The organism is Hyphomicrobiales bacterium, from assembly GCA_030688605.1.
In the GTDB taxonomy this organism is placed as follows: Bacteria; Pseudomonadota; Alphaproteobacteria; order Rhizobiales; family NORP267; genus JAUYJB01.
Genome location: JAUYJB010000024.1, coordinates 1 through 26,524, shown reverse-complemented (window position 1 = coordinate 26,524; position 26,524 = coordinate 1). Strand labels below are relative to the sequence as shown.

The window sequence follows — 26,524 nt, the reverse complement described above, 5'->3', positions numbered from 1 at the left end:
CGTGGATATGGAAGGCTGAGCGGCGGCAATGACGCCAGCAATTCGTTCGAACCTCTTGGGAATCGAGCCCGATATAGAGGCTTCGGCGGAAGTCCGCGATCCCGCGCACGTCGACGAGTTCGAGGGCGCCGACGCCATCGAGGTCATCGAACGGACCATCCGGGCCATCATTCAACATCTTGAGGTGTCCGACCGGCGCAACGCCGACGCCTTGCGGCAGTTGCAGTCGCAGATGCACGAAATTGCCGCGCGCACCGACATCGGCCCGGCCGGCGAGGGCGGCGAGGACGCGCGCGGCGCCATCGCCCGCATCGAGGACCGCATCGATGCATTGGCCGACAGGTTCGAGGCAATCCAATCGGAAATTCAGTATCCGGACGCAGCCCTCATCGAGCAGCGACTCGCCGCTCTCGCCGCCAAGATCCAGGAGTTGACCAGGCCGCAAGAGGCGGGTCCGCTGACCGACGATACCTATCCGGAAGACGCCCTTCAAACCGGGCAGGCCCCGGAACGCTTATCCGAGCGCTTCGCAGACTTGGCGCACAGCCTGCAATCCTCGATGTCCGAACCATCGCCGCCGGCCGAACTCGCCGAGCTGCGTGAGCTCGTCGGCGAATTGTCGAACAAGGTCGACGCGCTGGAAGCGCGGGATCCGGCGCCCGGGGATCCGGGCTTCACCCAGCATATCGCCGAGCTGACACGCCGGATCGAAGCCACCGAGGCGCGCTTCAGTGAACTGGATTCGCCCACGCCGCCGCTCGCCGAGCTCACCGGGCGCATCGATGCCGTCGAGCAAAGCCTGCACAGCGTGGCCACCGCCCGATACGACACATCGAAGGCGCTGGAGCGGCAATTCGCCGCCCTGCTCGAGCAGCTCGAAGCAAGCCGCCAAGCGATGACCGACGCGGCGCGCTTCGCCGCCGCCGAGGCCGCCAGCGACGCGGTCAGCGAGGCAGTCGGCGAGGCGGCGCGACAAGCCGCCCAAGAGGCCATTCGCAACGCCCAGGACGCGGCCGTGCAAGCGGCGCGGGAGGCCGCACGCGGCTATTTGGAGACGGCCGCAACGGCCGAACCCGGCGCTGAGAGCGCCGGAGACGCGCGTGTCGTCGAAATTCTGCAGGGGAGCCTGCTAGACCTGCGTAATGACTTCGATGCATCGGACCGCAAGATCGCGACCGCCTTCGAGGCGGTGCAGACGACGCTGCGTGACATCGCCGAACGGCTGTCGAGCGTCGAGGGCCGGCGCCGCGATGGGGCGATGGCGCGCGACACGGGGCCGGTAGCGCAGCGCGTCGAGCCGCGCTTCGAGCCGCCCGCCGCGGCGGCCGCCTCCGGCGAAGGCGAGGCCGCCAGGATCGAGCAACCGCGCTTGCCGGACGATTTGGCCAAGCTGCGCCTGCCCCCCCTGGGCAAGCCGCCCGCCGACGCCGCCGAGGCGCACGCATCCGAAGAAGCGCTCGGCAACGCGGAAGACGCGGCCGAAGAAACTTTGCAGGTCGATGAAACCGACGAAACGTCGGAAGAATCGAACCTTCCGCGCGAGCCCGGATCGGGGCCGCCGTCATCGATATTGTCGGATCTCAGCGTGCAGGCGCGTCCGCGGGAGGAGCGATACGCAGCTCCCGCCGGCACGGACGCTGTCACGACAAGATCCGAGGACGCGCTGGCCGCCGCCACTCCGGCGGCCGCCGCTCCGCCCGGCGGCGTGGCTACCGGAGACGTGACGGCCTCCCTGCGCGGCGCCCGCACCACCAACGAGCTTCTCGCCGCTGCGCGGCGGGCCGCCGAAGCCGCCGCCCAACAAGGCAAGACAAATCCACTTGGCCGTCTGAGCCTCAAGTACCGCCTGCGCATTCCGCTCTCACGCCACGGCCGTGGCGAGGTAGACAGCAACAAGGACGCAGAACGCGACAGCGCCGCGCTCCCTGAACGCAAGCAGCCCGCGGGCATGGCGCTCGGACGTCCCGCCGCCCGCAAGCCGATCGTCTTGGCCGTGGTCGCGGTGATGCTGCTGGCCGGCTCGATCGAGATTTACAATCTGCTCAAGAAGCGCTCGGACGACATGCTCCCGTTGCCGGCGGAAAGCAGCCAGAACGAGCCGGCGGCCGTCGATGAGACCGCCCCGGACGCCGGCGATTCCGCCCTTCCGGAAGCACCGCCGTCGAATGACCCCCCCTCGCCCGGCGCCCCGATCGACGGCGGCGCGCTTGATCTCCCGGATTTGCCCCAGCACGCCGTTTTGGACGAGCTTTCCACCGGCACTCTCGTCTCGGTCGGCGAAAGCGCGATGCCGAAGAGTGAAGAGGTGGCGGCAGAGCAAGCCGAATCGCCGCCGGCGGCGGAGACCCGATCCGCGGCGCTGACGATCCCCACTGCGCGCGAACGCGCACCGGCGCCCCTGGTGGCCGATGTCGACGATCCGCCCGAGCTTTCCGAGAAGATCGGTTCGGCGGCCTTGCGTCAGGCCGCCATCGGCGGCAACCCCATTGCCCAGTTCGAGGTGGCGAGCTGGCTGGCGGAAGGCCGCGGCATGAAGGCCGATCCGGCCGCGGCGGCGGTCTGGTACCGCCGCGCGGCGGCAGGCGGCCTGGCGCCTGCACAATATCGGCTCGGCTCGCTTTATGAGAAGGGCACCGGCGTCGCCCAGGATCGCGATGCCGCGCGCATCTGGTATGAGCGGGCCGCCGCCCGGGGCAACCGCAAGGCGATGCACAATCTGGCGGTGCTTTATGCCGACGGAATCGACGGCCCGCCGAACTTCGAGGCCGCGGCGCGCTGGTTCCGGGCTGCCGCCGAGCTCGACCTTGCCGATAGCCAGTATAATCTCGGCATTCTCTATGCGCGCGGCCTGGGCGTTCCGCAGAATTTCTCCGAATCCTATAAATGGTTCTCCATCCTCGCCGGTCGCGGCGACAAGGACGCCGGCCTTCGCCGCGATGCGGTCTCCGGCAAGCTCGACGCGCAGGCGCTCGCCGCCACCAAACTCGCGGCGCAGACCTGGAAGGCACAGCGGATGGACCCGGAAGCCAACGCCGTGCGGCTGCCCAATGACGGCTGGGCGGTGGAGCTTCAGGAGGCGCCGTCCGCCGATCCGGGCGCGGACATTGTCCGCAACGCGCAGAAGCTGCTCACCGACCTCGGCTACGAGCCGGGCCCGGTGGACGGACAGTGGGGACCAAATACGAAGAGGGCTATCGAAAGCTTCCAGCGGGACGCCGGACTGGAGCCGACCGGCGCGTTGACCCCGGCCTTGCTCCGCATGCTGCAGCAGAGCTCCAGCTAAGCCTTTCCGATCGAGATTGGTGGATCCCTAGCCGCGCGCGTGCGCAAACACCGGCGTGCCCGGTATGAAGGCGTCGAAAGCGGCCCAGAACTCGTTGCGGATCGGATTGCGCTCCATCAGAATCTCGTGCCGCGCGCCGTTGATCAACAACAATGATCCGGTCCTGAGCTGTTGCGCTAGGCGCTCCATGGCGCGGATCGAGACGACCCTGTCGCCGCTGCCGGCGAAGATGATGAGCGGGATATTGATTGTGCTCGGAAATTCCGGCCGGGCAAGCTCGGCCATCGAACGGCAGGCGGCGAAAACCCATTGGATGGTCGGGCTGCCGAGCGCCAGTTGCGGCGCCTCTTCCACGATCTTGGCATTGCGGGCGTGACGGACCGGATCCGTGGTCAACAGGCTCTTGCGCAGCGGTGTGCTTTCCAACGGCGAATCGCCGCCGCCTGGAACATACGCCGCGCCGAACCCCACGAAGGTTAGCACCTCGGCGAGCGGGCACAGGACCGATTGCGCCAGCAAGCGGGGACCCAGCTCGATCAGCGGCGAAACCAGAACCATACGTTCGAACCATGCCGAGCGCGTGCGCGCCGCGCGCAGCAGAATGTGCGCGCCGGTGGAATGACCGAAACCGAAATACGGCGCCGGGCAGTCGGGCAGCACGGTCTGGTGCATGAAGGTCGCCATGTCGGCGTCGTAATCCTCAAAACTGTCGACGAATCCTTTGCGCGAATTGGCGAGCATCCGCCCGGAGCCGCCCTGGCCGCGCCAATCCATGGTGGCGACGGCGAATTTGCGCTTCAGCAAATCGGAAATCGTCTCGAAATATTCTTCGATGCACTCGCCGCGGCCATTGAAAAGGCAGACCGTGCCTTTGAGCTGCAGGCCCCTGGGACGCCAGGTCGCATAGCGGATCGGCAGGTTCCCCACCCCGGCGAAAAAGCCCGTGTCGGCACCCTCGGGAATCGGATTGTCCGTTGTCGCAATCAGATCCATGAAGTCGTGCAGCGGTTGGGTGCCTGGAGTGGTTCCCTGTCAAGCCGGGGCATCGCCTTATATCAGCCCGCACCGTCAGCTCAAATCAATCCGCTCCGCGGCATCGGACAAGATGCGGTCGACGGCGCCGTGGCGCCGTCGATGCGGTTCGTCGCAGGGACTGCGCGTCTGGACAAGTTCTAGTAACGCCCGCCGCCACGCTGTCCGCCGAAATGGCGGCGGCCGTCGACAGCTTGCTGGGCGATGATCTGGCCATTATAAGCGCTCACCTTGACCGTGTAGGCGCGGCGGTTATAGGCGACCGCGCGCACGACATAGACCGGAGCGCGCCTGTCGAGGAAGCGGATCTGGCGGTAGCCGCGTTTCCGCAGCACACGGCGGACCTCGGGCGGCGACAGCGTTTGGCGATGCCAAGAGGGGCCGCGATAGCCGGGGTTGAAGTGGATGCTGGCGTGCGGCGTGGCAACACGGAAGCTGAAATCCACCCGCCCTGCCTGGGCCGCAGGAACCGCGGCGGCACTTGCCGCAACCAGGGCGCCGGCGGCGATGATTGTTGTCTTGAAGGTCATGGCTCGTCTCCTTTGCTTGTCTCCGGGCTCAAGCCCCATAACGGGGCCATCCCGACTGCGCACGACCATGACACCTACCGGCTGAACCGGACCGGAACGGCGCGTTCATTTGCCATTCAGGCGCAGCGGTGGCATCGTAAGGCGACAGGCTTAAACTTTTTGCTGAATGATTTTAATGGGTTACGTGGACTTGACGACGCAAAGCCCCGTTCCTACATCAATGGCGCACACGCCGGAGAACGGGTGTGCGCATTGATCGGCCCGGCCCTCGTCGGCGGGCCAAGACATGTCGCTTCTAAGGAGGACCTGACAATGCGTCAATTCGATCTCAGCCCGCTTTATCGTTCCACCGTCGGCTTCGACCGCCTGTTCTCGTTGCTCGATTCGGTCGGCTTCAACGAGGTTTCGGCTCCATCCTACCCGCCCTACAATATTGAGCGCTTCGACGAGAACGCCTATCGCATCACCATGGCGGTTGCCGGGTTCCGCGAGCAGGACCTGAACATCGAGGTCAAGGAAAACACCTTGACCATTCACGGCGAGAAGCGTGAGGAAGAGACCTCCGAGCGCGGCGAAGTCCTGCATCAGGGTATTGCCGCCCGTGGTTTCGAGCGCCGCTTCCAGCTCGCCGATCACGTCGAGGTCGTCGGCGCGAGCCTGGAAAACGGCTTGCTGCATGTCGACCTGAAGCGTGAGCTGCCCGAGACCATGAAGCCGCGGACCATCGCTATCGGCACCAGTGGCGGCAAGAAGGCCATCGGCAAGGCGGCCTGACCGCGCCCCAAAGCGCGAACCTGACCCTCAACAAGAGCGGCGGCGCGTCAGCCATCGGCGGGCGCGCCGTCGCCGTTTCCGGTCGCCGTCACGAAGCGTCGATCAGGGCGATCAACCCCTCGACATCCTTCTCGGGCGTGGCGAAGGAGGCAACGAAGCGGACCAGGACCTCGGCCGGACCGATCGCGTTCTTGCCGCTGGGTCCCTTCGCCGGCCACTTGTAATAGACGGCGCCGGCCTGGCGCAGCTTCGCGTCGAGGTCGCGCGGCAGAATGGCAAAGACCTCGTTCGCCTCGACCGGGAAGGCGAGCCGCGCCGCACCCGACCTCTCGATCCCGTCGGCGAGCCGGCGGGCCAGACCATTGGCCCGGCGCGCCAGATCGCGCCAGTGGTCATCCTCCAGATAAGCCAGCAATTGGGCGGCGACAAAGCGGCTTTTCGAAATCAGGTGGCCGGCGCGTTTGCGCCGGTACATCAGCGCATCGGCCTGATCGGGAGCGAACAGGACCACCGCTTCGGCCGCCATGGCGCCGTTCTTGGTGGCGCCGAAGGACAATACATCGACGCCGGCGCGCCAGCTCAGCTCCGCCGGCGTGACGTTGAGGCCGACAACCGCGTTGGCAAACCGCGCCCCGTCCATATGCACCGCAAGCCCGTTGCGGTGGGCCAGTTTCGCGAGCGTGGCGACCTCCTTGACCGAATAGACGGTCCCCGCCTCCGTCGCCTGAGTCAGGCTGAGCACCGCCGGCTGCACCTGATGCTGGTTGCCGCGGGTGAAGCCGGCGAGCGCCTCGGCGACGGTTTCCGGCGTCAGCTTGCCGGCGGCTCCCCCGAGACCGACCAGCTTGACGCCGCCGGAGAAGAATTCCGGCGCTCCGCATTCGTCGACCATGATGTGGCTTTCCTGGTGACACAGCACCGCGCCGTAGGGCGGCGAATGGACAGCGATGGAAAGCGCGTTGGCGGCCGTGCCGGTGACCAATTGAAACACCTTTACCTGCCGTTCGAACAGCGCGCAAAAAGCCTCCTCCACACGGGCGCTGAGATCGTCAGCGCCATAGGCGATGACCGCGCCGACATTGGCGCGCTGAAGCGCATCGATGATCGGCTGCGACACCCCATAGGCATTGTCGCTGGCGAAGTTCATGGCTGCTTGTCCCAGTTCCAGATGTGAAGGTCGGGCAGCGGCTCGCCGGCAGGAAGCCCCAAGACCCGAGAGAAGAATGCAAGTTCGGCGAGAAACGCCGTGCGGATCGTCTCCGCGCGGCGGAAGCCGTGCCCCTCGCCGGCAAATTCCAGATGCGCCACGGGAACACCGCGCCCCCGCAGGCTTGCAGCGATGTCGCGCGCCTGCCGCGCCGGCACGGCGGGATCATCGAGCCCCTGCAGCAGCAGCACGGGGGCCGAGATGCGGGCTGCCTGGGCGAGCGGCGAGCGGGCTTCAAACACCGGCTCCGTCGCGCCGGGCGTGGTCCCGGTCAGACCGTAAAGATAGCCGGCCTCGAATTTGTGGGTGGTCGCAAGGAGGGTGGCGAGGTCAGCAACGCCGAAGTGGATGCTGGCCGCGCGGAAGATATTGCTGCGGATGAGCGCGCAAAGCGCGGTGAACCCGCCGGCGCTGCGCCCGGTGGCGATGAGCCGCTCCGGGTCGGCAAGGCCGTGCTCAATGGCAGCTTCGGCGGCAACGACCATGTCTTCGGCGTCCATCTCTCCCCACGCCCCCTGGAGCGCTTGGCGATGGGCGCGGCCATAGCCGACGCTGCCGCGATAATCGACGTCGAGGACCGCAAAGCCGCGGCTGGTCCAGAATTGCACCTTGATCTGCAGGCCCCGCGTCGCAGCCCCCGTCGGCCCGCCATGAGCCATGACCAGCATCGGCGGCAGGGCGGCATTGGCCTCAAGATGACCGGGATTACGCGGCGGATAATAAACCGCGGGGACCGTGCGCCCGTCGGCGGCGCTCAGGCGCAGTGTCTTGCCGACTGAAAGAAACTCCTTCGCAAGCCCCATCGCGCCGGGCCGGGCGAGCGTGCGCCAGGCCGGTGCGTCTCGACCGACGACCATCTCCGCCACCGCCGGCACCTGGTCGTCGTCGGAGGCTACGGCATAGAGCGTGCCGTCCGCCGCCCCGGCGAGATGGTCGATGGCCCGGTGCGGCAGTTCGAGGCGTCGTTTGCTGCCGCTGCCCGGGTCGACGAGCCAAAGCTTCTGCTCGCCGTTGCACAAAGCGGCTGCCGCGATGCGCCCGTCGCCGAGCAGCGCATAGCTCCGCTGGCCGAGCGCCCAGAGCGGGCGCAGGAGCTCGGCTTCCGGCGTGAAGACCGGCCGTATGACGCCCTCCCGCCACAGGTGCAGGCCGCTCCATTCGCCTTTCTCGACCACGAAAAAAAGCGAACCATCGGCGCCCCATTCCGGCTGGAAGGCGGCGCCCCCCGGTCCGCCGGCAACGGTGATGCTCGGGCGCGGCCGGCCGTCGTCGCCGATCTCGGCACATTTCAATATCGCCGCCTCCCACGGCATCGCCGGCAGGTTCCATTCCAGCCAGGCAAGCCGACGGCCGTCCGCGCTGACCCGCGGAAACGCATAAAAATCGGCGCCTTCGATAAGGGAAGCAACTTCGCCGCGCTCTGCCCCGTCAAGGCCGATCGTGGCGATGATATTCTTCGGATGGCGATCCGGCGCGGCGATTTCGGCCACCGCCAGCAGACGCCCATGTGCCCGGTCGCGGTCCATGTCCGCAAAGCGCGTGTCGCCGGCACGCGTCAGCCGTGACGGTGTCCCATCGCCCTCGATGGCGTAAATGTCCTGATCGGCGTGGTTAACGAAGAAGACGCTGTTGCCGTCGACGAACAGCGCCCCGCCGCCATATTCATGAACGCGCGAGCGCGCCGAATAGCCGTGAGGCAGCATATCGTGCGCCATTCCGTCGTGGCCGAGGCGCACGACGACGCCGCGTCCCTGCTCGGCCGGCCGTTCCTCGATCCAGACGGGTCCATGGCCACCTGCCGCCACGGCGCCGAAACGCAGGCTCGCTTCGGCCGCCAGCGCCGCGGAGATCGGTGACGACCAGATGCGCGCAAAGCCCGTTCCGCCTGGGGTCCTGGGATTGGTGTCCATTGGCTCATCTCTTGGCACATTCGACGCGCCATAGCGAGGACCCCTTTAAGCCGCTGCGCAACGCCCTCAAGCGGCAGGAAATATGGGCGATTTTGCAACTTTGTTTCGTTGCCGGCCTTGATTGCAACAGAAGCGTTCGTTGCCGTTGCGGCGGGGCGCAATATCGTGCAAGCTTGCCTGCATCTTGTGTGCATGCGTGTTTTCTGGCATGTTTACCAAGAAAGGACAGTATGGCTGTCCCTTTTGCTGGATAGGCTGAGGACAATGACCGGTCGCACATATGGGGTGGCGCGAAACCCCGTCTTGCCTAGACGGCCGGTGCGGTCCGGTCGCTCCGCGTCAAAAGCGCGGACCTAGACCCGGATCGCGCTTCCCCAAGCTGGTCTTCTTGGGCCAAACTTCCGACATGGGTGGACGCGGGCCGGGACCTGCTCGGCGGAAGCGGCGCTGTCCGGGAGGCGGCCGGGAACCATCTTGCGGGGTGTCGGGGGGAGACGAACGCGGATGCGGAGGCAAGAAGTGAAGAGGATTGGGAGAAGCATGGTTGGGCAGGAACGCGGTCGCGCACGCGTGGACCCGCGGCTTGCCCGTTTGCCATGGCCGCTTCATGGCGGGCCCGGGCCCCAGGGTCTTTACGATCCTGCCCGCGAGCATGATGCTTGCGGCGTCGGCTTCATTGTCAACCTCAAGGCCGTCAAGTCGCACGACATCATCAACAGCGGTCTGAAGATCCTGGTCAATCTGACCCACCGCGGCGCCGTCGGCGCCGACCCGAGCGCCGGCGACGGCGCCGGCATTCTGGTGCAAATCCCGCAAGCGTTCTTCGCCGCGGAGGCCGAACGCCTCGGCTTGGCGCTGCCCGCGCCGGGTCATTGGGGCCTTGCCCAGTTTTTCATGCCGCACGACGAACAAGCAAGGACGCGCATCGTCGAGATGGTCAACCGCATCGTCGCCGAGGAGGGTCAGACGCTCATCGGCTGGCGCGAGGTGCCAAACGACAATTCCTGCCTCGGCGATATGGTCAAGGCGTGCGAGCCGGCGCATCGCCAAGCCTTCATCGGGCGCAACCCCGAGATCGCTGACGAGGAGGAATTCGAGCGCCGCCTCTACATCATCCGCAAACGGATTTCGAACGCGGTGTTCTCCTGGGCCGACCCGGCCACGCAGGGCTTTTACGTCGTCTCCATGTCCTGCCGCATTGTCACGTACAAGGGCATGTTCCTGTCGCACCAGCTCGGCGCCTACTATCCCGACCTGCACGATCCGCGCTTTGAATCGGCGCTCGCCCTGGTGCATCAGCGCTTCTCGACCAATACCTTCCCGAGCTGGCCCCTGGCGCATCCCTATCGCATGGTCGCCCATAATGGCGAGATCAACACGCTTCGCGGCAACTTCAACTGGATGCTCGCGCGCCAGGCGACCCTGCGCTCCGAGCTGTTCGGCGATGAGCTGGAGAAAATCTGGCCGGTCTCCTATGAGGGCCAGTCGGACACCGCCTGTTTCGACAATGCGCTCGAGTTCCTGCTTCGCGGCGGCTATTCGCTTGCCCAGGCGGTGATGATGCTGATTCCCGAGGCCTGGGCTGGCAACCCGCTGATGGATGAGGACCGGCGCGCCTTCTACGAATATCACGCAGCCCTGATGGAGCCATGGGACGGCCCGGCCGCGGTGGCCTTCACCGACGGGCGCCAGATCGGCGCCACGCTCGACCGCAACGGGCTGCGCCCGGCGCGCTATATCGTCACCAACGACGACCATGTGATCATGGCCTCCGAGACCGGCGTCCTCGATATCCCCGAAGAGAAGATCGTCCGCAAGTGGCGCCTGCAGCCGGGCAAGATGCTGCTGATCGACTTGGAGGAAGGCCGCATTATCTCCGACGACGAGATCAAGGCGAGCCTCTCGACGAAGCACCCTTATCGAAAGTGGCTCAACCGTACCCAGATCGTGCTCGAGGACATGCCCGAAGTGACCGGCGTCGCGCCGCGTACCAACGTGCCGTTGCTCGACCGCCAGCAGGCCTTTGGCTACACGGTGGAGGATCTGCGCCTGCTGATGGCGCCGATGGCGACGACCGGCCAGGAGGCGGTCGGCTCCATGGGGACGGACACGCCGATCTCGGCGCTCTCCGACAAGCCGAAGCTGCTCTATACCTATTTCAAGCAGAACTTCGCCCAGGTCACCAACCCGCCGATCGACTCGATCCGCGAGGAATCGGTCATGAGCCTGGTCTCGTTCATCGGGCCGCGGCCGAATCTGTTCGATACGCAGGGACTGTCGCGCGTGAAACGCTTGGAGGTGCGCCAGCCGATCCTCACCAACGAGGATCTGGAAAAGATCAGGCTCATTGGCGAGGTTGCCGACAACCAGTTCCGCACCGAGACCCTCGACATCACCTATACGTGCGAGCATGGCGCGGCCGGCATGCGGCCGGCGCTCGACGATCTGCGCGCGGTGGCTGAAAAGGCCGTGCGCGATGGCTTCAACATCATTGTGCTCTCTGACCGGCTGGTCGGCCCGCAGCGGATCCCGATCCCTGCCCTGCTCGCCACCGCGGCGGTCCACAACCATCTGATCCGCGCCGGCCTCCGGACCTCGGTCGGGCTGGTCGTTGAGACCGGCGAGGCGCGCGAGGTGCACCATTTCTGCGTCCTTGCCGGTTACGGCGCCGAGGCGATCAATGCCTATCTCGCCTTTGAGACGCTTTACCACATGAAGGAAAAGCTCGACGACGACCTGAGCGACGAAGAGCTCCTCAAGCGCTACATCAAGAGCGTCGACAAGGGCATCCTCAAGGTCATGTCCAAGATGGGCATCTCGACCTACCAGTCCTATTGCGGCGCGCAGATCTTCGACGCGGTCGGCCTCAACTCCGAATTCGTCGACGAGTTCTTCTTCGGTACCGCCAGCATGATCGAGGGTGTTGGCCTCGACGAGATCGCCGAGGAGACGGTGCGTCGCCACGCCGCCGCCTTCAGCCGCGACCCGGTGCTGCGTGCGGCGCTCGACGTCGGCGGCGAATACGCCTTCCGCACCCGCGGCGAGACCCACGCCTGGCGCCCCGAGGTGGTGCGCGACCTGCAGCATGCGGTGCGCTCGAACAATCATGAGAGCTATCGCGCCTTCGCCCGCCAGATCAACGAGCAGGACGAACGGCTGTTCACCATCCGCGGTCTGTTCGATCTGCACTCGGCGGGGGATGCCGGCCGCAAGCCGGTCGCAATCGAGGAGGTCGAGCCGGCGGCCAAGATCGTCAAACGCTTCTCGACCGGCGCCATGTCCTTCGGCGCGATCAGCCGCGAGGCGCACACGACGCTGGCGATCGCCATGAACCGGCTCGGCGGCAAGTCGAACACCGGCGAGGGCGGCGAGGAGCCGGATCGCTTCAAGCCGTTGCCGAACGGCGATTCGATGCGCTCGGCCGTCAAGCAGGTCGCCTCCGGCCGCTTCGGCGTGACCACCGAATATCTGGTCAATTCCGACATGATGCAGATCAAGATGGCGCAGGGCGCCAAGCCCGGCGAGGGCGGCCAGCTCCCCGGCCACAAGGTCGACGCGATCATCGCCAAGGTGCGCCACTCGACGCCGGGCGTTGGCCTGATCTCGCCGCCGCCACACCATGACATCTATTCGATTGAGGATCTGGCGCAGCTCATCTTCGACCTGAAGAACGCCAACCCGGCCGCCGACATTTCAGTCAAGCTGGTCTCCGAGGTCGGCGTCGGCACGGTGGCTGCCGGCGTTGCTAAGGCGCGCGCCGACCATGTCACCATCTCGGGCTTCGAGGGCGGCACCGGGGCGAGCCCTTTGACCTCGATCAAGCACGCCGGCAGCCCGTGGGAGATCGGTCTTGCCGAGACCCACCAGACCCTGGTCGTCAACCGCCTGCGCGGTCGCATATCGGTCCAGGTCGATGGCGGGCTGCGCACCGGGCGCGACGTGATCGTCGCCGCGCTGCTCGGCGCCGACGAGTTCGGCTTCGCCACCGCGCCGCTGATCGCCGCCGGCTGCATCATGATGCGCAAGTGCCACCTCAACACCTGCCCGGTCGGCATCGCCACCCAGGACCCGATTCTGCGCAAGCGCTTCGTCGGCCTGCCCGAGCACGTCATCAACTATTTCTTCTTCGTCGCCGAGGAAGCGCGCGAGCTTATGGCCAAGATGGGCTTTCGTACCTTCAATGAGATGATCGGCCAGATGCAGATGCTCGACAAGCGCCGCGTCGTCGACCATTGGAAGGCGCGTGGGCTTGATTTCTCCCGCCTATTCCGCAAGCCGGAAGCCGCGCCGGGCGTTGCCATATACAAGTGCGAGCCGCAGACCCATCAGATCAACGACGTGCTCGACCGCAAGCTCATCGCCGAGGCCCGACCGGCGCTGGAAGACAAGACCCCGGTGCGAATCGAAACCACAATCCGCAACACGAACCGCACCGTAGGCACCATGCTCTCGGGCGAGATCGCCAGGCGCTACGGCCATGCCGGGCTGCCGGAGGACACGATCTGGATCAAGTTCACCGGCACCGCTGGACAGAGCTTCGGCGCCTGGGTCGCCCACGGGGTTACACTGGAGCTCGAGGGCGACACCAACGACTACACCGGCAAGGGCTTGTCCGGCGGCCGGCTGATCGTCTATCCGCCGGCGAAATCGAGCATCGTCCCGGAGGAAAGTATAGTCGTCGGCAACACGGTGCTTTACGGCGCCATATCGGGTGAATGCTATTTCCGCGGGGTCGCCGGCGAACGCTTCGCGGTACGCAACTCAGGCGCCATCGCGGTGATCGAGGGCGCCGGCGATCATTGCTGCGAATATATGACCGGGGGGGTGGTCGTCGTCCTCGGCGTGACCGGGCGCAATTTCGCCGCCGGCATGTCGGGCGGCATCGCCTATGTTCTTGACGAAGTCGGCGATTTTGCCCGCCGCTGCAATCTGGCGATGGTCGAGCTCGAGCCGGTCGAGCAAGAAGAAGATCTGATGGAGCGGCGGCTGCATCAGCGCGGCGACCTCGAGGGCCACGGGCGCGTGGACGTTTCCGCCGACATGACCCGTTTCGACGAGGAGCGCCTGCACCAGTTGATCACCAATCATCTGCGCTACACCGGCTCCGCGCGCGCCAAGGCGATCCTCGGTGACTGGCAGGCTTATCTGCCGAAATTCGTCAAGGTCATGCCGGTCGAATATCGCCGCGCCCTGCTCGAGCTTCAGGCCCAGGAGGTGACCGGAGAGGCCCTCGCGGTGGCGGGCGAGTAGTATGGGCAAGGTTACCGGCTTTCTCGAGATCGATCGCCAGGAGCGCGGCTACACGCCGGCCGCCGACCGGGTCCGCCATTTCCGCGAATTCGTCATCCCGCTCAGCGAGACGGCCACCCGCAACCAGGCGGCGCGCTGCATGGAATGCGGCATTCCCTACTGTCAAACCGGATGTCCGGTGAACAACCAAATCCCAGACTGGAACGATCTCATCTATCACGAAGACTGGCGCGAGGCGCTGCGCAACCTGCACTCCACCAACAATTTTCCTGAATTCACCGGCCGCATCTGCCCGGCGCCATGCGAGGAAGCCTGCACGCTCAACCTGATCGAGGAACCGGTCACCATCAAGACGATCGAATGCGCCATCATCGACCGCGGCTGGGAGGAAGGCTGGGTCGCGCCCGAACCCCCTGAAGAGAAGACCGGCAAACGCATCGCCATCGTCGGCTCCGGCCCGGCCGGCCTTGCCTGCGCCCAGCAGCTCGCCCGCGTCGGCCACGAGGTGCACGTTTTCGAGAAGAACGCCAAACCCGGCGGGCTTTTGCGGTACGGTATTCCCGACTTCAAAATGGAGAAGCGCCATATCGACCGCCGCCTCGAACAGATGAAGGCGGAAGGCGTCGTCTTCCACACCGGCGTCCTTGTCGGCGTCACGCTGCCGGCGCGCAAGCTCGTCGACGACTATGACGCGGTGGTCCTCGCCGGCGGCGCGGAGAAGCCGCGCGACCTCCCCGTCGAGGGCCGCGAGCTCAACGGCGTTCATTTCGCCATGGACTATCTGCCGCAGCAGAACCGCCGGGGTTCCGGCGAGCCCGACCCCGACGCCGAGCCGATCCTCGCCAAGAGCAAGCACGTCATCGTGATCGGCGGTGGCGACACCGGGTCGGACTGCATCGGCACCGCTTTCCGCCAGGGTGCGCTATCGGTGACGCAGTTGGAGATTTTGCCGCAGCCGCCCGAGAAAGAGGACAAGCTGCTGACCTGGCCGGACTGGCCGATGAAGCTCAGGACCTCGTCGAGCCAGGCGGAGGGCGCGGCGCGCGACTGGTCGGTGATGACCACCAAGCTGACCGGCGATGGCGGCAAGGTCACGACGCTTCACGGCGTGCGCATCGACGACAAGATGAAGCCGATCCCCGGCACCGAGTTCACGCTGAAGGCGGATCTGGTCCTGCTGGCGATGGGCTTCGTTCACCCGGTGCATGAAGGGATGCTCGAAGAGCTCGGCGTCAGCCTCGACAGGCGCGGCAATGTCGAGGCCGACACGCTCGCCTACAAGTCGAGCATCGACAAGGTCTTCGCCTGTGGCGACATGCGCCGCGGCCAGTCGCTGGTGGTCTGGGCGATCCGCGAGGGCCGGCAGACGGCGCATGCGGTCGACGCCTATCTGATGGGTGAGACACTGCTGCCGCGCTAGAGCGGTTTCAGCGGCTTCGCTTAGGCTGTAAATGCGCTGGAGCCCGGGGCCCTAGGGCGTCTGTTCCTCGGGCTCGCTCGGCCTCTCTTTGGAGCTCCCGCGCGGCCAACTGAAATCATCGGCGCGCCCGGTCTGCGGTTGCGGGCTTTCGCCGACGATGAGCAGCTTATAATCCGCGCGCGGATTTTCCACGTCGATTTCGCGCTCGCCCTCTTCTCTCCGCGGCGCGGCGCCGGCAAGCGCCGCGTTCTCCGGCAGCGTCTGCGGGCCGGTCAGCGACAGCTCGACCTCGACCGGCCCGCGCAGGCCCCCGGGACCCGCCCCGGGGCCGAGATTGGTGAGCCCCGCCAATCCGCCGGCCTGCAGGTCGGCGCTGAGAACTTGCTCCACGAAGAAGGCCAACTTCATGTTCCCGGTGCCGGTCATGTGGATGCCATTGTCCGCTCTCAGCGTGCGGATCTTGCCATTGACGTCCGGTCCCACCGCGCTATAGCGCCCTTCCTCGTCGGCAAACCGCTCCCAGGTGTCGATGAATTGGCCGCCGGCGCGCTGGACCCGGGCCAGAAACACCTCGTTCAGATACGCCATGTCCTGGACGTAACCCTGCGGGCGCACGATCGGCAACCCGACCCAGTAGACCGGAACGCCCTTGTCGGAGAATTGGCGCAACAGGGCGTCAACGCGGGAAATATAGGCCTGCTCCCATTTTTCGCTCCGTGCCGGTTCCGATGATCCGTCCTCCATGCGCATCGCTTGACGGTCGTTGGAGCCGATCATGACCACCGCCAGGTCGACCTTCTCGCTCGCCAGAACCTCCGCCAGTGCGGCGCTCCAATCGTAATAATCGTCGCGCACGAGCCCCGAATTGGGCTTTGACCGCCCGAAAACCTCGATCGTCGGCGTTTCCGCGAACGTGACGGTGAGACCGGTGGCCAGACCGGCGGCGAAAGCATCGCCGAAGACATAGACCCGCTGCGCATTGGGGTCCTTGGACACGGCGAGCCGCTCAATGGTGGAGGAATCCCGCCGCGGTATGCGGCTTTCCGGCCGACGGAGGTTTGTGCGCGGGCGGCGCTCACGCGGGGGTCCGAAAAGAAAGTCGAAGAAATTAAGCGGCCCCCGGCTCTGCGCCTTGCGCAATAGGTCCGGTGCAGTAACAGGCTTGGTGACGGGAGGCTGCGCAAATGCGGGCTGGGCGAAGGCGGAGAGCGTCCATTCGCCCGTTTCGACGCCCGCCATCGCCAGCAATCCTGCGATGAATCCGATGAAACGCCGTCTTCCCGACATCTTCCTTGTGCCTCGCAAATCGTCACCCGCGGCCCGACAACAGAACGGCTTCCGGCGCTCCGCGGTTCCGCGCGGGGACTGCTGCCAATGATGCCATCGATTGCGCCCACGGCATAGCCATGGCTTGCAGGCAGCCGCTGCAATCGGCGCCGTTCGCCGACGGCAAGCGGCGCGCCTACGCAGAAGGCTGCGGGTGGCGACGGGCTCATTCGTCGGCGCTGGGCCGGTTCGCCATAAGGTCCAACAAACGGCAGCCAAACGGCACCCGGTTATCGCTGCACCTTGACGCCGAGCATCACGGTATTGGCGGCATAATCCTGACCGGCGTTCGTACTGACGAAGCGCAGATGCCGGGCATCGGCCGTCAGAATCATATGTCGGCTGAGCAAATAGGCCAGCCCGACGCCGACCTCATAGGTTTGCTCGACGAGATCGACGCCGACGAAATTGTTGCGCCTATGGATCAGCTCCGCATTCAAAGCGATCTTACGGCCGAACAAGTGCTCGATTTCGAATCCGGCGCTGCGGCCGACATAGCCGGCAGAACCGGCGAGCGTCGTCTCGCCGAACTTCGTTCCAGCTTCCAGCGACAGCCGGGTCAAGGCGCTCGCCTGCCAATCGAGCCCGGCATCGAGGGTCACGCCCTCAATGCGCGCCAAGGTCGGGTCGGCGGGCATCTGCACCCGGTAGCCGGCGCTCAGCTCGCCGCTCAGCTTCGAGCGGTTTGACATCTTGACGCCCACTGCCCCGCCATATCCCTCCGATCCACGCCGAAATCCGTTTGCATCGATGAGTTGGCGGTGGTCGCGGCGGTTGATGTCGGCCTCGGCGAACAGCGACGTCAGGGAAGACAGATCGTAGCTCGCGCGCAGGCCGCCGCCATATTCGGAATGATCGGACACGTTGGTGTCCACTGTCGACGTCGCGCCGCCCCGGTCCTCGGCGAAGTCGAGGCGCTTGGCGCCGGCTTTCAGAGACACGGCCAGACGATTGAATCTATGTGTTAATTCGGCCCCGACCGAGACGTCGTGATCGATGCTGCCGTCATTGGCAGTGAGCCCGTAACCGGCGTGCAGGGCAAGCGAGGTGCGGGAGTGAATGTCGAGGCGGGCGGCAGCGACCGCGTCAAAGAAGCCCTCAAGTTGATCGAAATCGCCCTCATAGGCGGTATCGCTTCCCCTCAGATCGACGCTCAGCGCGTGGCGCGTCCAGTCGGAGCGCACCGTCAGCGCCGGTGCGATGACCATGACGCTTCCGGCCCGCGCGCTGCCGGCTTCGCGGGCGACATTGTCGGTGTAGCCGCCCCTGAGCGCGATCGAGGGCAGGAACAGGAAACTCCCGCCGCGCAGGCCAAGCGGCTCGCCCGCTCCGTCTGGAAACCTCTCTTCGGCGCTTACGGTCAACGGTGCCGAAAGAATGCTGGCCGCCGCAGCGGCTGCCATGATATGTCCCGTGCGGCGTAGCGGGAACGCAGACATGACGCGACAAAAGCCTTATCGGGTGTTCGGCGGCACACCGATGGCGTGCCCGAGGAGGCTATGGGCTTCATGGTTAATAAGGCGTATACCTTGCAAGCGGCGCGGGGCGCGCTAAAGGGTACGGCGCAAGGTGCCGAGCGCGGGAAGAAAAGGCGCCACCGATTGGAGCGCCTGCGCGATGCGGGGGCCCGGCTGCGGGAGTTGAAGGCGTAACCGAGATGTCAGCCCGAAAAAGCCCGGATATCAAGCTTGTCGAGGCAGTTGACGCCGACGGCGAGGCGGAGCGTGACGGGACCCTGTCGTCGGCCCTCAGGACTCTGGAGGTGGAAGGACAAGGCCTCGCTGCGCTGCAGGCGGAACTGCGCGATGGTCTCGGCGCGCAGTTTGCCGAGGTCGCCGCGGTGATCCATGCGGCGAGCGGCCGCGTGATCGTCGCCGGCATGGGCAAGAGCGGTCATGTCGCCCGCAAGATCGCGGCGACATTGTCCTCGACCGGAACGCCGGCTTATTTCGTCCATCCGAGCGAGGCCAGCCATGGCGATCTCGGCATGATCAAGGCGGAGGATATCCTGCTGGTCCTCTCATGGTCGGGCGAAACCACGGAATTGTTGAATCTGATCGACTATTCGCGACGATTCGCCGTCCGCCTGATCGCCATGACCGCTAATTCGGACAGCGCGCTGGCGCGGGCCGCGGACATCGTGCTGGACCTGCCCAAGGCGGCGGAAGCTTGCCCGCACGGCCTCGCTCCGACCACCTCGACGCTGATACAGCTTGCCCTCGGCGACGCGCTCGCCGTCGCCCTGCTCGAGATGCGCGGCTTCACGGCCAGCGACTTCATGGCCATACACCCGGGCGGCCGCCTCGGTGCCAATCTCAAACTCGTCGCCGACATCATGCACACCGGCGACAGCCTGCCGCTGGTCCCGCCGGGCACGGTGATGGCCGAGGCGCTGGTCACGATGACGGAAAAGAGCCTCGGCTGCCTCGGCATTATCGGCGCCGACGGCCGATTGTTGGGCGTGATCACCGACGGCGATTTGCGCCGGCACATGCGGCCCGATCTGCCGGCCCTTCGGGTCGAGGAGATCATGACCCGCAGGCCGAAGACCGTGCCGCCGAACCTGCAGGTCGGCGCCGCGCTGGAGCTGCTCAACGCCGCGCGGATCACGGCCTTGTTCGTGGTCAAAGACGGGCGGCCGATCGGCGTCGTCCACGTGCACGATTTCCTCAGGACCGGCGTCGCTTGATCGCTCTTGCAGCGAGCCGACGCCGTGGAAGGTGCCCGCGGTGACGGCGCCGACCTGCGACCTTCTCATCATCGGCGGCGGCATCAACGGCGCGGCCGTGGCGCGTGATGCCGCCGGACGCGGCCTCAAGGTAGTGCTCGCCGAACGCGGCGACTATGCCTGCGCCACTTCGTCGGCCTCCTCCAAGATGATCCATGGCGGACTGCGCTATCTCGAACAATACGACTTCGGCCTCGTGCGGGAGTCCTTGCGCGAGCGCGCGATCATGCTGCGTCTGGCGCCGCATCTCGTGCGCCCCATGCGCTTTCTTGTCCCGGTCTACCGCGATTCCCGCCATCCCGCGTGGCTGATGCGGCTCGGCCTTGCCGTCTATGACATGCTCGGCGGCAGCCGATCCCTGGCGAGAAGCGGTCGCCTGCCGCAACGCGAGATCGCTGTTTTGCCGCGCCTGACCGTCGACGGCCTCACCGCGGTGCTGCACTACACGGACTGCCAGGTCGACGATGCGCGCCTTGTCCTGGCCACCCTTCTCGATGCCCGCGCCCGCGGCGCCGACATCGCCAACCGCCGCGAGGTGCTGTCGATCGAGCCGCGTGCCGATGGCTATTCCGTCGAACTCGGGGAATCGGGCGGAACTCGGATTTGGAACGCCCGCTTCGTGGTCAATGCGGCCGGCCCCTGGGTCAACCGCGTCATCGATCTGTGCCCCACTCCGCTGGCGCGGCGGCCGCTTTGCCTGGTGCGCGGCAGCCACATCCTGCTGCCCATGCCCTCGCCGCGCCAGGAGGATGCCTTCACGCTGCAAAATGTCGATGGCCGCTTCGTCTTTATCAGCCCGTGGCTCGACCCCGGCCATCTGATGATCGGCACCACCGACGTGCCGCAGACCGGAGATCCTGGCAGCGCGCGCTGTTCGGACGAGGAGCGCGACTACCTGCTTAAGGTCTATAACCGCTTTTTCGCCGGTCCGGGAGGGGCGGCGGCGCTAGGCGATATCGTGTGGTCGTTCGCCGGCGTCCGGGCCCTTGCCGATGACGGCAGACGGGACCTCAGCAAGATCACGCGCGAGGTTAAGATCGTCTCGCAACGGCAAGGCGCCGGAGGCTTCCTGACCATCTATGGCGGCAAGCTCACGACCCATCGGTCGACGGCGGAAAGGGTCATGCGCCGGCTGGCGCGGATGGGCTGCCGGAGCGGACGATCATGGACCCGGAACAGCCCCCTCGTCGGCGGCCGGATGAGCCGGGCCGAGCTTGAGGATCTGGCGCGCTCGGCGCCGGCGAGCCTGCATCCGGCGACCGCAAGGCGCTGGGTTGCCACCTATGGGGATGTCGCAGCCGAGCTTTTCGAAACGGTCCGCGGCGACCCGCGAAAGGCGCTGGGCGTCGCGCCTTGCATTCCCGTGGCCGAACTCGAACACGCGGTTTCGCGCGAGGATGCGCGCACGGCCGAGGATTTTCTTTATCGGCGCACCAGGCTGTTCCTGTCCCTCGACCCGCCCCTGCGCCGCGCCGTCGATGCCTGGTTTGCCCGCCCGTGAGGGCGGACGTTCGAGGCGCGTGCTCGGCCGCGATAGGTCCAAGCCGGGGCGATCGGCCTCCCCATCTTGCGTTTGCCGCCCATCGCCGAATCAACCTTGCGCTCTGTTCGGGCCGCAGCCGTCTTGGACCGCCGCACCCGCATCGATTCTGCCGGGTCGCGCGGAGCCCGGTGCGCTCTTAGCGATCAAGTATTACCCATGAAGTCTTAGTTGGACCGCGGAAGAGCACTCGCGCGAATGGGCCTCAACGGGCCATTATCTTTACGGATCAATAGGATATTTAGATATCCTCAAACTCTTGTTAAGTACTGTCACGCTTCTGCAACACATTGGGTTCATTAGCGGACGAACTGAAAATAAGACCTTTTCAAGGCACGCGCCCTTGCATAGCATGAGAATCAGCGGCGAGGTGCAGGGTACGAGGCAATGAATTGTCCAAAAAACAGGGGTGGGGGTGAGGAACATGCGGACACGTACATGCCTCATAGGACAAAGCAATTTGTTCAAGGCCGGTCTGAAAAGGCTGTTTATGCACACGCCTTTCGAGGTCGCCGAAGAGAAGGATACGGTTCGCGAATCGCACGATTTGTCATGGGATGAGGGACTTTTCCTAATCGACAAACCGAACGATATCCGTGAGATCGAGGACGATATTGCAATCCTGAAGCAGTCCGCCCACGGCCGCCGGGTCGTCCTCCTGGCCGAATCAATGGAGACGGATCAGCTTGCATTGAGCTTCGCCGCCGGGGTGGACGGTTACCTTCTCGAGGAAATCTCGCCCGAAGCGCTGCTGGAATCGCTGGCTTTGGTGATGTTGGGCGAGAAAGTGTTTCCGAGCCGGCTTGCGGTTCTGCTCTGCGGCAAGAACTGGGCCATGCCTCGTCCCAATCACCGTTTGCCCGCGGACGGGCACCTGTCGGAACGCGAGCTGGAGATCGTTCGACACCTGACCGAAGGCCTGCCCAACAAGGTTATCGCGAATGAGCTGTTGATAACCGAGGCGACGGTGAAGGTGCACGTCAAGACGATTTTGAAGAAGCTGGGCGTGGCGAACCGGACCCAGGTCGCGATCTGGGCGGTTCACAACGGGCTGGCCATTCTGCCCGAAGCGCTGACCGCCAAGGCCAGGTCGGAAACTCCCCGCTCGGCGGCATAGGGGCGTTAAAAAAGTTCAGACCGCCCGGCTTGGCCCGGGCGGTCTGACCATTTTGCGTGCGATCTCAGTTGCCGTTCATCAGATAAACCATGGTGGTCCATTGATCGATGGAGCCATTGCCGAGGCTGGTCGGCTGGCCGTAGATGACGCTGCTGGTCCAGCTATCTATGGCGACGCGCGTTGCCGAGGTCTCGAGATATTGCGGGTAGGACCCGTCGCTGCTGCCGAGAAAATAGGCATTGAAGACGCCCGATGCGGAACCGTCATCGAGGCCGCGCCCGCGATAGCCGGGCAGGATCGCTCCGGCGGCGTCGGTGACGATGGCGGAATGTCCCGGCCCGCGCCGCACGCTCAAGAGGCTCCCATCGAGGTCCCTCAGCAGCACGTCCGGCGTCAGCCCGAACAGTTTCCTGTCGATGATGGCCTGCCGGCCGGCGGTGCTTATTCCGACGCTGCCCTCCGAGTTGCGGAAAGCAAACGGCCTGCTTCCCATCTGTGCCTCGGCAACGGTCGGAAGCAGGCCGGCAATCACGAGCCCTCCGGCCAGGAGGAGCTTGGTCCATCTGTGCATGACGCGAATCTCCAAACGCTACCGCAAGCGGCGGGGTCGCCGCAGCCGGCATTCATTGGTGATCCTGCTTTCAGATGGGTTAATCTTCAATAGAAAGCGGTATCCTTACCTCCTTTTTGTCTAGTCGATGGCTAATTGGGTATCGGCGGTGGGCCTGGGAAACTCCAGTGTCGCGGCAAACACCGCCGCGTCGGTCCGGTTTCGCGAGCCGAGCTTTTCGACGATGCGGCGCACATGCACCTTGGTCATCGCAATGCTTATTCCCAGCTGGTCCGCGATGACCTGATTGCTGCGCCCTCGGCCCAGCTCGGCCAGGACCTGCAGGTCGCGGCTCGAAAGGCTGTTCAGGCGGGACAGGCGCGGATCCAACCCCTTTCGGCTTTCGGCAACGCTCATTCGCGGCATGACGCTGAGCCCGTGCGCGCTCAACGGCACCAGGCTCGGCAGCCTCAGCAAGGTCTCGTCGGTCAGAACGAATGCGTCCGCGGCCGCCAGTTTGCTGCGATGGCAGCAAAACGACTCGCGCTGAACCGCCAGGATCACCGGCGCCGTTGCCGGATCCCTTGACCGATCGAAACCGTTCAATGTCCGCCGTTTCTGAAACGCCCGCGGGCTGGCGACGACCGCCGCGTAGCCGAGATCCGGCCAAGAGCCGCGGCTCACGTCGCGGTCGTCGAAAACAACGACCTCGTAGCGGCCCATGATCCTCAGAATGCGCGCCACGGTGTGGATCAGCGATGCGTCCTCCATGGCGATGCCAACGGTGTTGATATCCGGCAAATCTTCCATTCGGCGAAACATCTCGATGTGCTCGCTCTATTTGTCTTTCATCTTCTGCCGCCTTGTCCTTCGTCGACTGCCGCCGCCCCGACAAAACGCTGACACACGCGGTGCGGCGTACGTCCACCTGTAGGCCAGCAGCAAGACGAATCAGAACCAAGATCGCCTCATCATATTTGACCTAAAAGAGTTTTTTAAGGGCATCAAATGAATGAGGCATAGTCTATTTGAGGGTAATCCCTTATATTTTTATTGATACTAAATGATAGTTCTTGGTCACAAGGTCGTAATACTAAATAGTCAGGTACACATAATGGATATCTATACTACTCTTTATTTCCGTATTACACTCCTTCGTGCCCGCCTATAATTGCCGTGATTCGCCGCTTGGGCTGCCAAGCGGGAAAGTGACAATCAAACAGGGATTTCAGGCGAATGCATAAGTCCCTTTATAAAGCCCTTCTAGCAGCGGGCATGGTGGGATTGACGGGCTGCGCGGCTATTCCTCCGAGCATCGATTCGCCGGGCGTCAAGCCGGCCTACAGCTATGCGGTGACCGACAACGACACGCCCTACAGCCAGTGCCTGGCGTCGCTCGCCGGCATGGGCGTCAAATCGGCGCGCCTGCCGGTGTTCTCGGTCGGCGAGATCGCCGACAAGACCGGCCAGATCGACCCCGAGAACAACTCCCGCGCGCTCAGCCAGGGGGTCTCGGAGATGGTCATCAGCGCGCTCTATAAGACGCGCAAGGCATCCTTGGTGGAGCGGCTCGACCTGCGCATTCCGCTGGCCGAGGTGAAGCTCGCCGAGCAGAAAAAGCTGTCGCGCCCCGAGAGCGCCTATGGCCGGCTGCCGGCCAGCGACTTCATCCTCGTCGGCGCCCTGACCGAGCTGAACCACAACATCGTGTCGGGCGGCGCGCAGCTTTTCATCCAGGGCACGGGTGGCGGCATGCGCACGGTCGTCATCAACGTGGCGATGGACCTGCGCGTGATCGACGCGCGCAATTTCCAGATCCGCTACGTCTCCAGCCTGCAGAAACAGATTTACGGATACGAGGTTGAAGCCAACGTGTTCCGCTTCTTTGGCAACACCCTCATCGAGTTCGATGCCGGTGCGGTTCGCAACGAGCCGCTGCAACTTGGCGTGCGATCCGTCGCCGAAATGGCCGTTTACCAGATCATGACGGATTTCCTTGGTCTCCCGAAGGAGGAGGGCTGCGCCCTCGTGGAGAACAGGTTCATGGCATCGTACCTGAAGCTGCAGCCCAATACTGAAGAAGGAGCGAAATAATGTACAGATGTAGAAACGCGCTCCTCTCGGCGACAGCCGCGGCTGCGCTGATGGGGGCAACGGCGCCGGGGGCTTCGGCCTTTGACGTGGTCGATTGGGAATGGTTCAAGAGGGTCGATGAACTCATCACCATCAACGTGACCATCACCAAGGAACAGTCGCCGACCGGTTTCGTCGAGATGCAAAAGCTGCAGATGTTCTTCGGCGACGTGACCGCCACGGCGACCATGACGGACATCGAGAACATTCCGCCGGCTGGGGGTGGCTTCAGCGGTGACTTCGACGAAACCTTCGTTTTCGAAGAGGGAGAGCTTGGTGTTCTCACTTACGACGACACGGCTGATCCTGACGCGATCGACCCGGCCGGCCCGTTCGAGCAGAACGGGGTGAGCCTGGAGATCTTGGGCGGCACGGTAGATGAAGGCGCTGATGAGCTCACGCCGTCCATCCGCGTCTTTGGTACGCTGGGCGAAGATGGCGTGCTCGACGCCTTCGACCTGCCGAAGGTGGTGAACATCGCCACGGCGGTGGGCAACAACCAGCAGATCTGGGCCAATGTGCCGATGGAACTGCACGACGCGCAGATCCTGGGCGGACACATCACTCCCGTCGATGGCGCGGGTGAAGATCCCAATGCGTTGGCTTTCCTGATCGGGGCCGTGTTGCTCACGGAGGTCGACGACGAGTTCGATGGCATCAATGTCCACACCGACATTGCGGCTCTGACCATACTCGGGGCGGCCACCGGCTTCATCGGGTCCGCCCAGATCTCGGCGACGGCCACCGTGTCGGGCATCTTGCAGGCCTATGTGGAGAACGCCGCGACGGCGGTCGGCAACAATGCGTCCTACACGGTCGAGTCGGATAATGAAGAGAACCAGTACTTTCTCGCCGACCTGACGCAGGTGGCCATCGCGGACGTTTCGGCGACCGCGTCGGCAACCGACATCACGATCGAGAACTATGCCAACTTCGGCGAAAACTGCTTCGGCGGTGCTTGCGAAGAAGGCCTGCTGATCAAGCCGATCGTCTCCAACGTGGCGACGGCGGTGGGCAACAACCTGAACATCCGGGTTGGGCCGCCGCCTGAGATCCTCCCGGATTAATTTCTCACCCACCTTGGGGAGGCGGGAAACCGCCTCCCCCCATTTTCGTAAAGGAGCAACCAGATGACGCCACTCAGCAAGTTAGCGGTCCTCGCCGGGCTCTTGGGCGCCGGCGTTCTCGGCCTCGTGACGCCCACGCCCGCCGCCGCGCAAGGCGCGCTGATGGGCAACAGCCCCTGGGGCTTCAGCCAGGGGGCGAGCCGCGCCAGCATCGCGGCCCTGATCGAAAGCAAGCAAAGCAGCTCCTCGTCGAGTTCGGCGAGCAGCGCCGCGGGCGGCAGCGGAGCCGAGGGCAGCTTCTGCGGCGGCAGCGGCGGCACCGCGGCTGCGACGGCGAACTACACCTGCATCATTCTCGAGGAAAATGCCACTGCGAGCATCAACCTCGGGCAGACCAGCGCCGGCGGTCAGTCGGCCCAGTCGCAGACGGCGACGGGCGGCACCAGTTTTTCGACCCTCCCGTCGGGCGACCCTGCGGCAACGGGGGGCGGCGGCAACGAGCCCAGCCTTTCCGATGTCCTGGAAGGCATGAGCAACCATTAGAGCAGAATCCCTTCAGATCGAAGCACCGCAGCTTTGACCCCCACCTGGCCTCCCCCTTTCAGGGGGAGGAATGATCGCAGCGCATCAATGACTTGTTCCCTCCCCCAGTAAGGG

General features: G+C 65.0%; 18 protein-coding genes. 10 read left to right on the top strand and 8 right to left on the bottom strand.

Annotated features, from left to right (window positions below; genetic code table 11):
• Nucleotides 1–28: 28 nt before the first annotated feature.
• The gene (locus Q8P46_03045) at nt 29–3,283 is read left to right on the top strand and encodes a peptidoglycan-binding protein (GenBank protein ID MDP2619146.1); all 3,255 of its coding nucleotides are present in this window, start codon (nt 29–31) and stop codon (nt 3,281–3,283) included.
• Nucleotides 3,284–3,310: 27 nt separating this feature from the next.
• Here the strand turns inward: Q8P46_03045 and Q8P46_03040 are convergent, their stop codons facing one another.
• Nucleotides 3,311–4,276, bottom strand: a complete 966-nt coding sequence (locus Q8P46_03040) for an alpha/beta hydrolase (protein ID MDP2619145.1) — start codon at nt 4,274–4,276, stop codon at nt 3,311–3,313.
• 179 nt (nt 4,277–4,455) lie between these two features.
• Nucleotides 4,456–4,845, bottom strand: coding sequence for a hypothetical protein (locus Q8P46_03035; protein MDP2619144.1), 390 nt, complete (start codon nt 4,843–4,845; stop codon nt 4,456–4,458).
• A gap of 312 nt (nt 4,846–5,157) precedes the next feature.
• Between Q8P46_03035 and Q8P46_03030 the strand changes: the two genes are divergently transcribed.
• The gene (locus Q8P46_03030; protein ID MDP2619143.1) at nt 5,158–5,619 is read left to right on the top strand and encodes an Hsp20 family protein; all 462 of its coding nucleotides are present in this window, start codon (nt 5,158–5,160) and stop codon (nt 5,617–5,619) included.
• 88 nt (nt 5,620–5,707) lie between these two features.
• On the opposite strand, the gene Q8P46_03025 is transcribed toward Q8P46_03030, so the two are convergent.
• The gene (locus tag Q8P46_03025) at nt 5,708–6,766 is read right to left on the bottom strand and encodes a low specificity L-threonine aldolase (protein MDP2619142.1); all 1,059 of its coding nucleotides are present in this window, start codon (nt 6,764–6,766) and stop codon (nt 5,708–5,710) included.
• Nucleotides 6,763–8,736 carry a prolyl oligopeptidase family serine peptidase gene (locus Q8P46_03020; GenBank protein MDP2619141.1) on the bottom strand — a complete coding sequence of 658 codons (1,974 nt, stop codon included), beginning with the start codon at nt 8,734–8,736 and terminating at the stop codon, nt 6,763–6,765. Before Q8P46_03020 ends, Q8P46_03025 begins: the two co-directional genes overlap by 4 nt.
• Nucleotides 8,737–9,183: 447 nt before the next feature.
• On the opposite strand from Q8P46_03020, the gene gltB reads away from it, so the two are divergent.
• Complete coding sequence (gene gltB / locus Q8P46_03015) at nt 9,184–13,986, top strand: glutamate synthase large subunit (protein MDP2619140.1); 4,803 nt, start codon at nt 9,184–9,186, stop codon at nt 13,984–13,986.
• Between the two features lies 1 nt (nt 13,987).
• The gene (locus Q8P46_03010; protein MDP2619139.1) at nt 13,988–15,406 is read left to right on the top strand and encodes a glutamate synthase subunit beta; all 1,419 of its coding nucleotides are present in this window, start codon (nt 13,988–13,990) and stop codon (nt 15,404–15,406) included.
• 51 nt (nt 15,407–15,457) lie between these two features.
• Here Q8P46_03010 and Q8P46_03005 read toward each other — a convergent pair whose 3' ends face one another.
• Together Q8P46_03005 and Q8P46_03000 are read right to left on the bottom strand one after the other, a co-directional pair.
• Entirely contained in the window at nt 15,458–16,693 is a 1,236-nt protein-coding gene (locus Q8P46_03005; protein ID MDP2619138.1) for an SGNH family hydrolase, read from the bottom strand.
• A gap of 269 nt (nt 16,694–16,962) precedes the next feature.
• A complete protein-coding gene (locus tag Q8P46_03000; GenBank protein MDP2619137.1) occupies nt 16,963–18,135 on the bottom strand; it encodes an outer membrane beta-barrel protein in 1,173 nt (390 codons plus the stop codon).
• Between the two features lie 254 nt (nt 18,136–18,389).
• Here Q8P46_03000 and Q8P46_02995 point away from each other — a divergent pair, with 254 nt between their 5' ends.
• The 3 genes from Q8P46_02995 to Q8P46_02985 all read left to right on the top strand — a co-directional run bounded on the left by Q8P46_02995 (nt 18,390) and on the right by Q8P46_02985 (nt 22,117).
• The gene (locus Q8P46_02995) at nt 18,390–19,421 is read left to right on the top strand and encodes a KpsF/GutQ family sugar-phosphate isomerase (protein MDP2619136.1); all 1,032 of its coding nucleotides are present in this window, start codon (nt 18,390–18,392) and stop codon (nt 19,419–19,421) included.
• Nucleotides 19,422–19,461: 40 nt separating this feature from the next.
• Entirely contained in the window at nt 19,462–20,961 is a 1,500-nt protein-coding gene (gene glpD / locus Q8P46_02990) for a glycerol-3-phosphate dehydrogenase (protein ID MDP2619135.1), read from the top strand.
• A gap of 499 nt (nt 20,962–21,460) precedes the next feature.
• Nucleotides 21,461–22,117: a response regulator transcription factor gene (locus tag Q8P46_02985; GenBank protein ID MDP2619134.1), complete on the top strand. Its 657-nt coding sequence runs from the start codon at nt 21,461–21,463 to the stop codon at nt 22,115–22,117.
• Between the two features lie 64 nt (nt 22,118–22,181).
• Here the strand turns inward: Q8P46_02985 and Q8P46_02980 are convergent, their stop codons facing one another.
• Nucleotides 22,182–22,688 carry a hypothetical protein gene (locus Q8P46_02980; GenBank protein MDP2619133.1) on the bottom strand — a complete coding sequence of 169 codons (507 nt, stop codon included), beginning with the start codon at nt 22,686–22,688 and terminating at the stop codon, nt 22,182–22,184.
• Between the two features lie 120 nt (nt 22,689–22,808).
• Nucleotides 22,809–23,477, bottom strand: a complete 669-nt coding sequence (locus Q8P46_02975; protein MDP2619132.1) for a LuxR C-terminal-related transcriptional regulator — start codon at nt 23,475–23,477, stop codon at nt 22,809–22,811.
• Nucleotides 23,478–23,951: 474 nt separating this feature from the next.
• Here Q8P46_02975 and Q8P46_02970 point away from each other — a divergent pair, with 474 nt between their 5' ends.
• The 3 genes from Q8P46_02970 (at nt 23,952) to Q8P46_02960 (ending at nt 26,410) form a co-directional block, all read left to right on the top strand.
• Nucleotides 23,952–24,761 (top strand): CsgG/HfaB family protein, encoded by an 810-nt coding sequence (locus tag Q8P46_02970; GenBank protein MDP2619131.1) that lies wholly within the window; start codon nt 23,952–23,954, stop codon nt 24,759–24,761.
• The gene (locus Q8P46_02965; GenBank protein MDP2619130.1) at nt 24,761–25,867 is read left to right on the top strand and encodes a hypothetical protein; all 1,107 of its coding nucleotides are present in this window, start codon (nt 24,761–24,763) and stop codon (nt 25,865–25,867) included. The genes Q8P46_02970 and Q8P46_02965 overlap by 1 nt, the downstream gene beginning before the upstream one ends.
• Before the next feature lie 63 nt (nt 25,868–25,930).
• On the top strand, nt 25,931–26,410 hold the full coding sequence (locus Q8P46_02960; protein ID MDP2619129.1) for a hypothetical protein: 480 nt from the start codon (nt 25,931–25,933) through the stop codon (nt 26,408–26,410).
• The last annotated feature ends 114 nt before the right edge of the window (nt 26,411–26,524 follow it).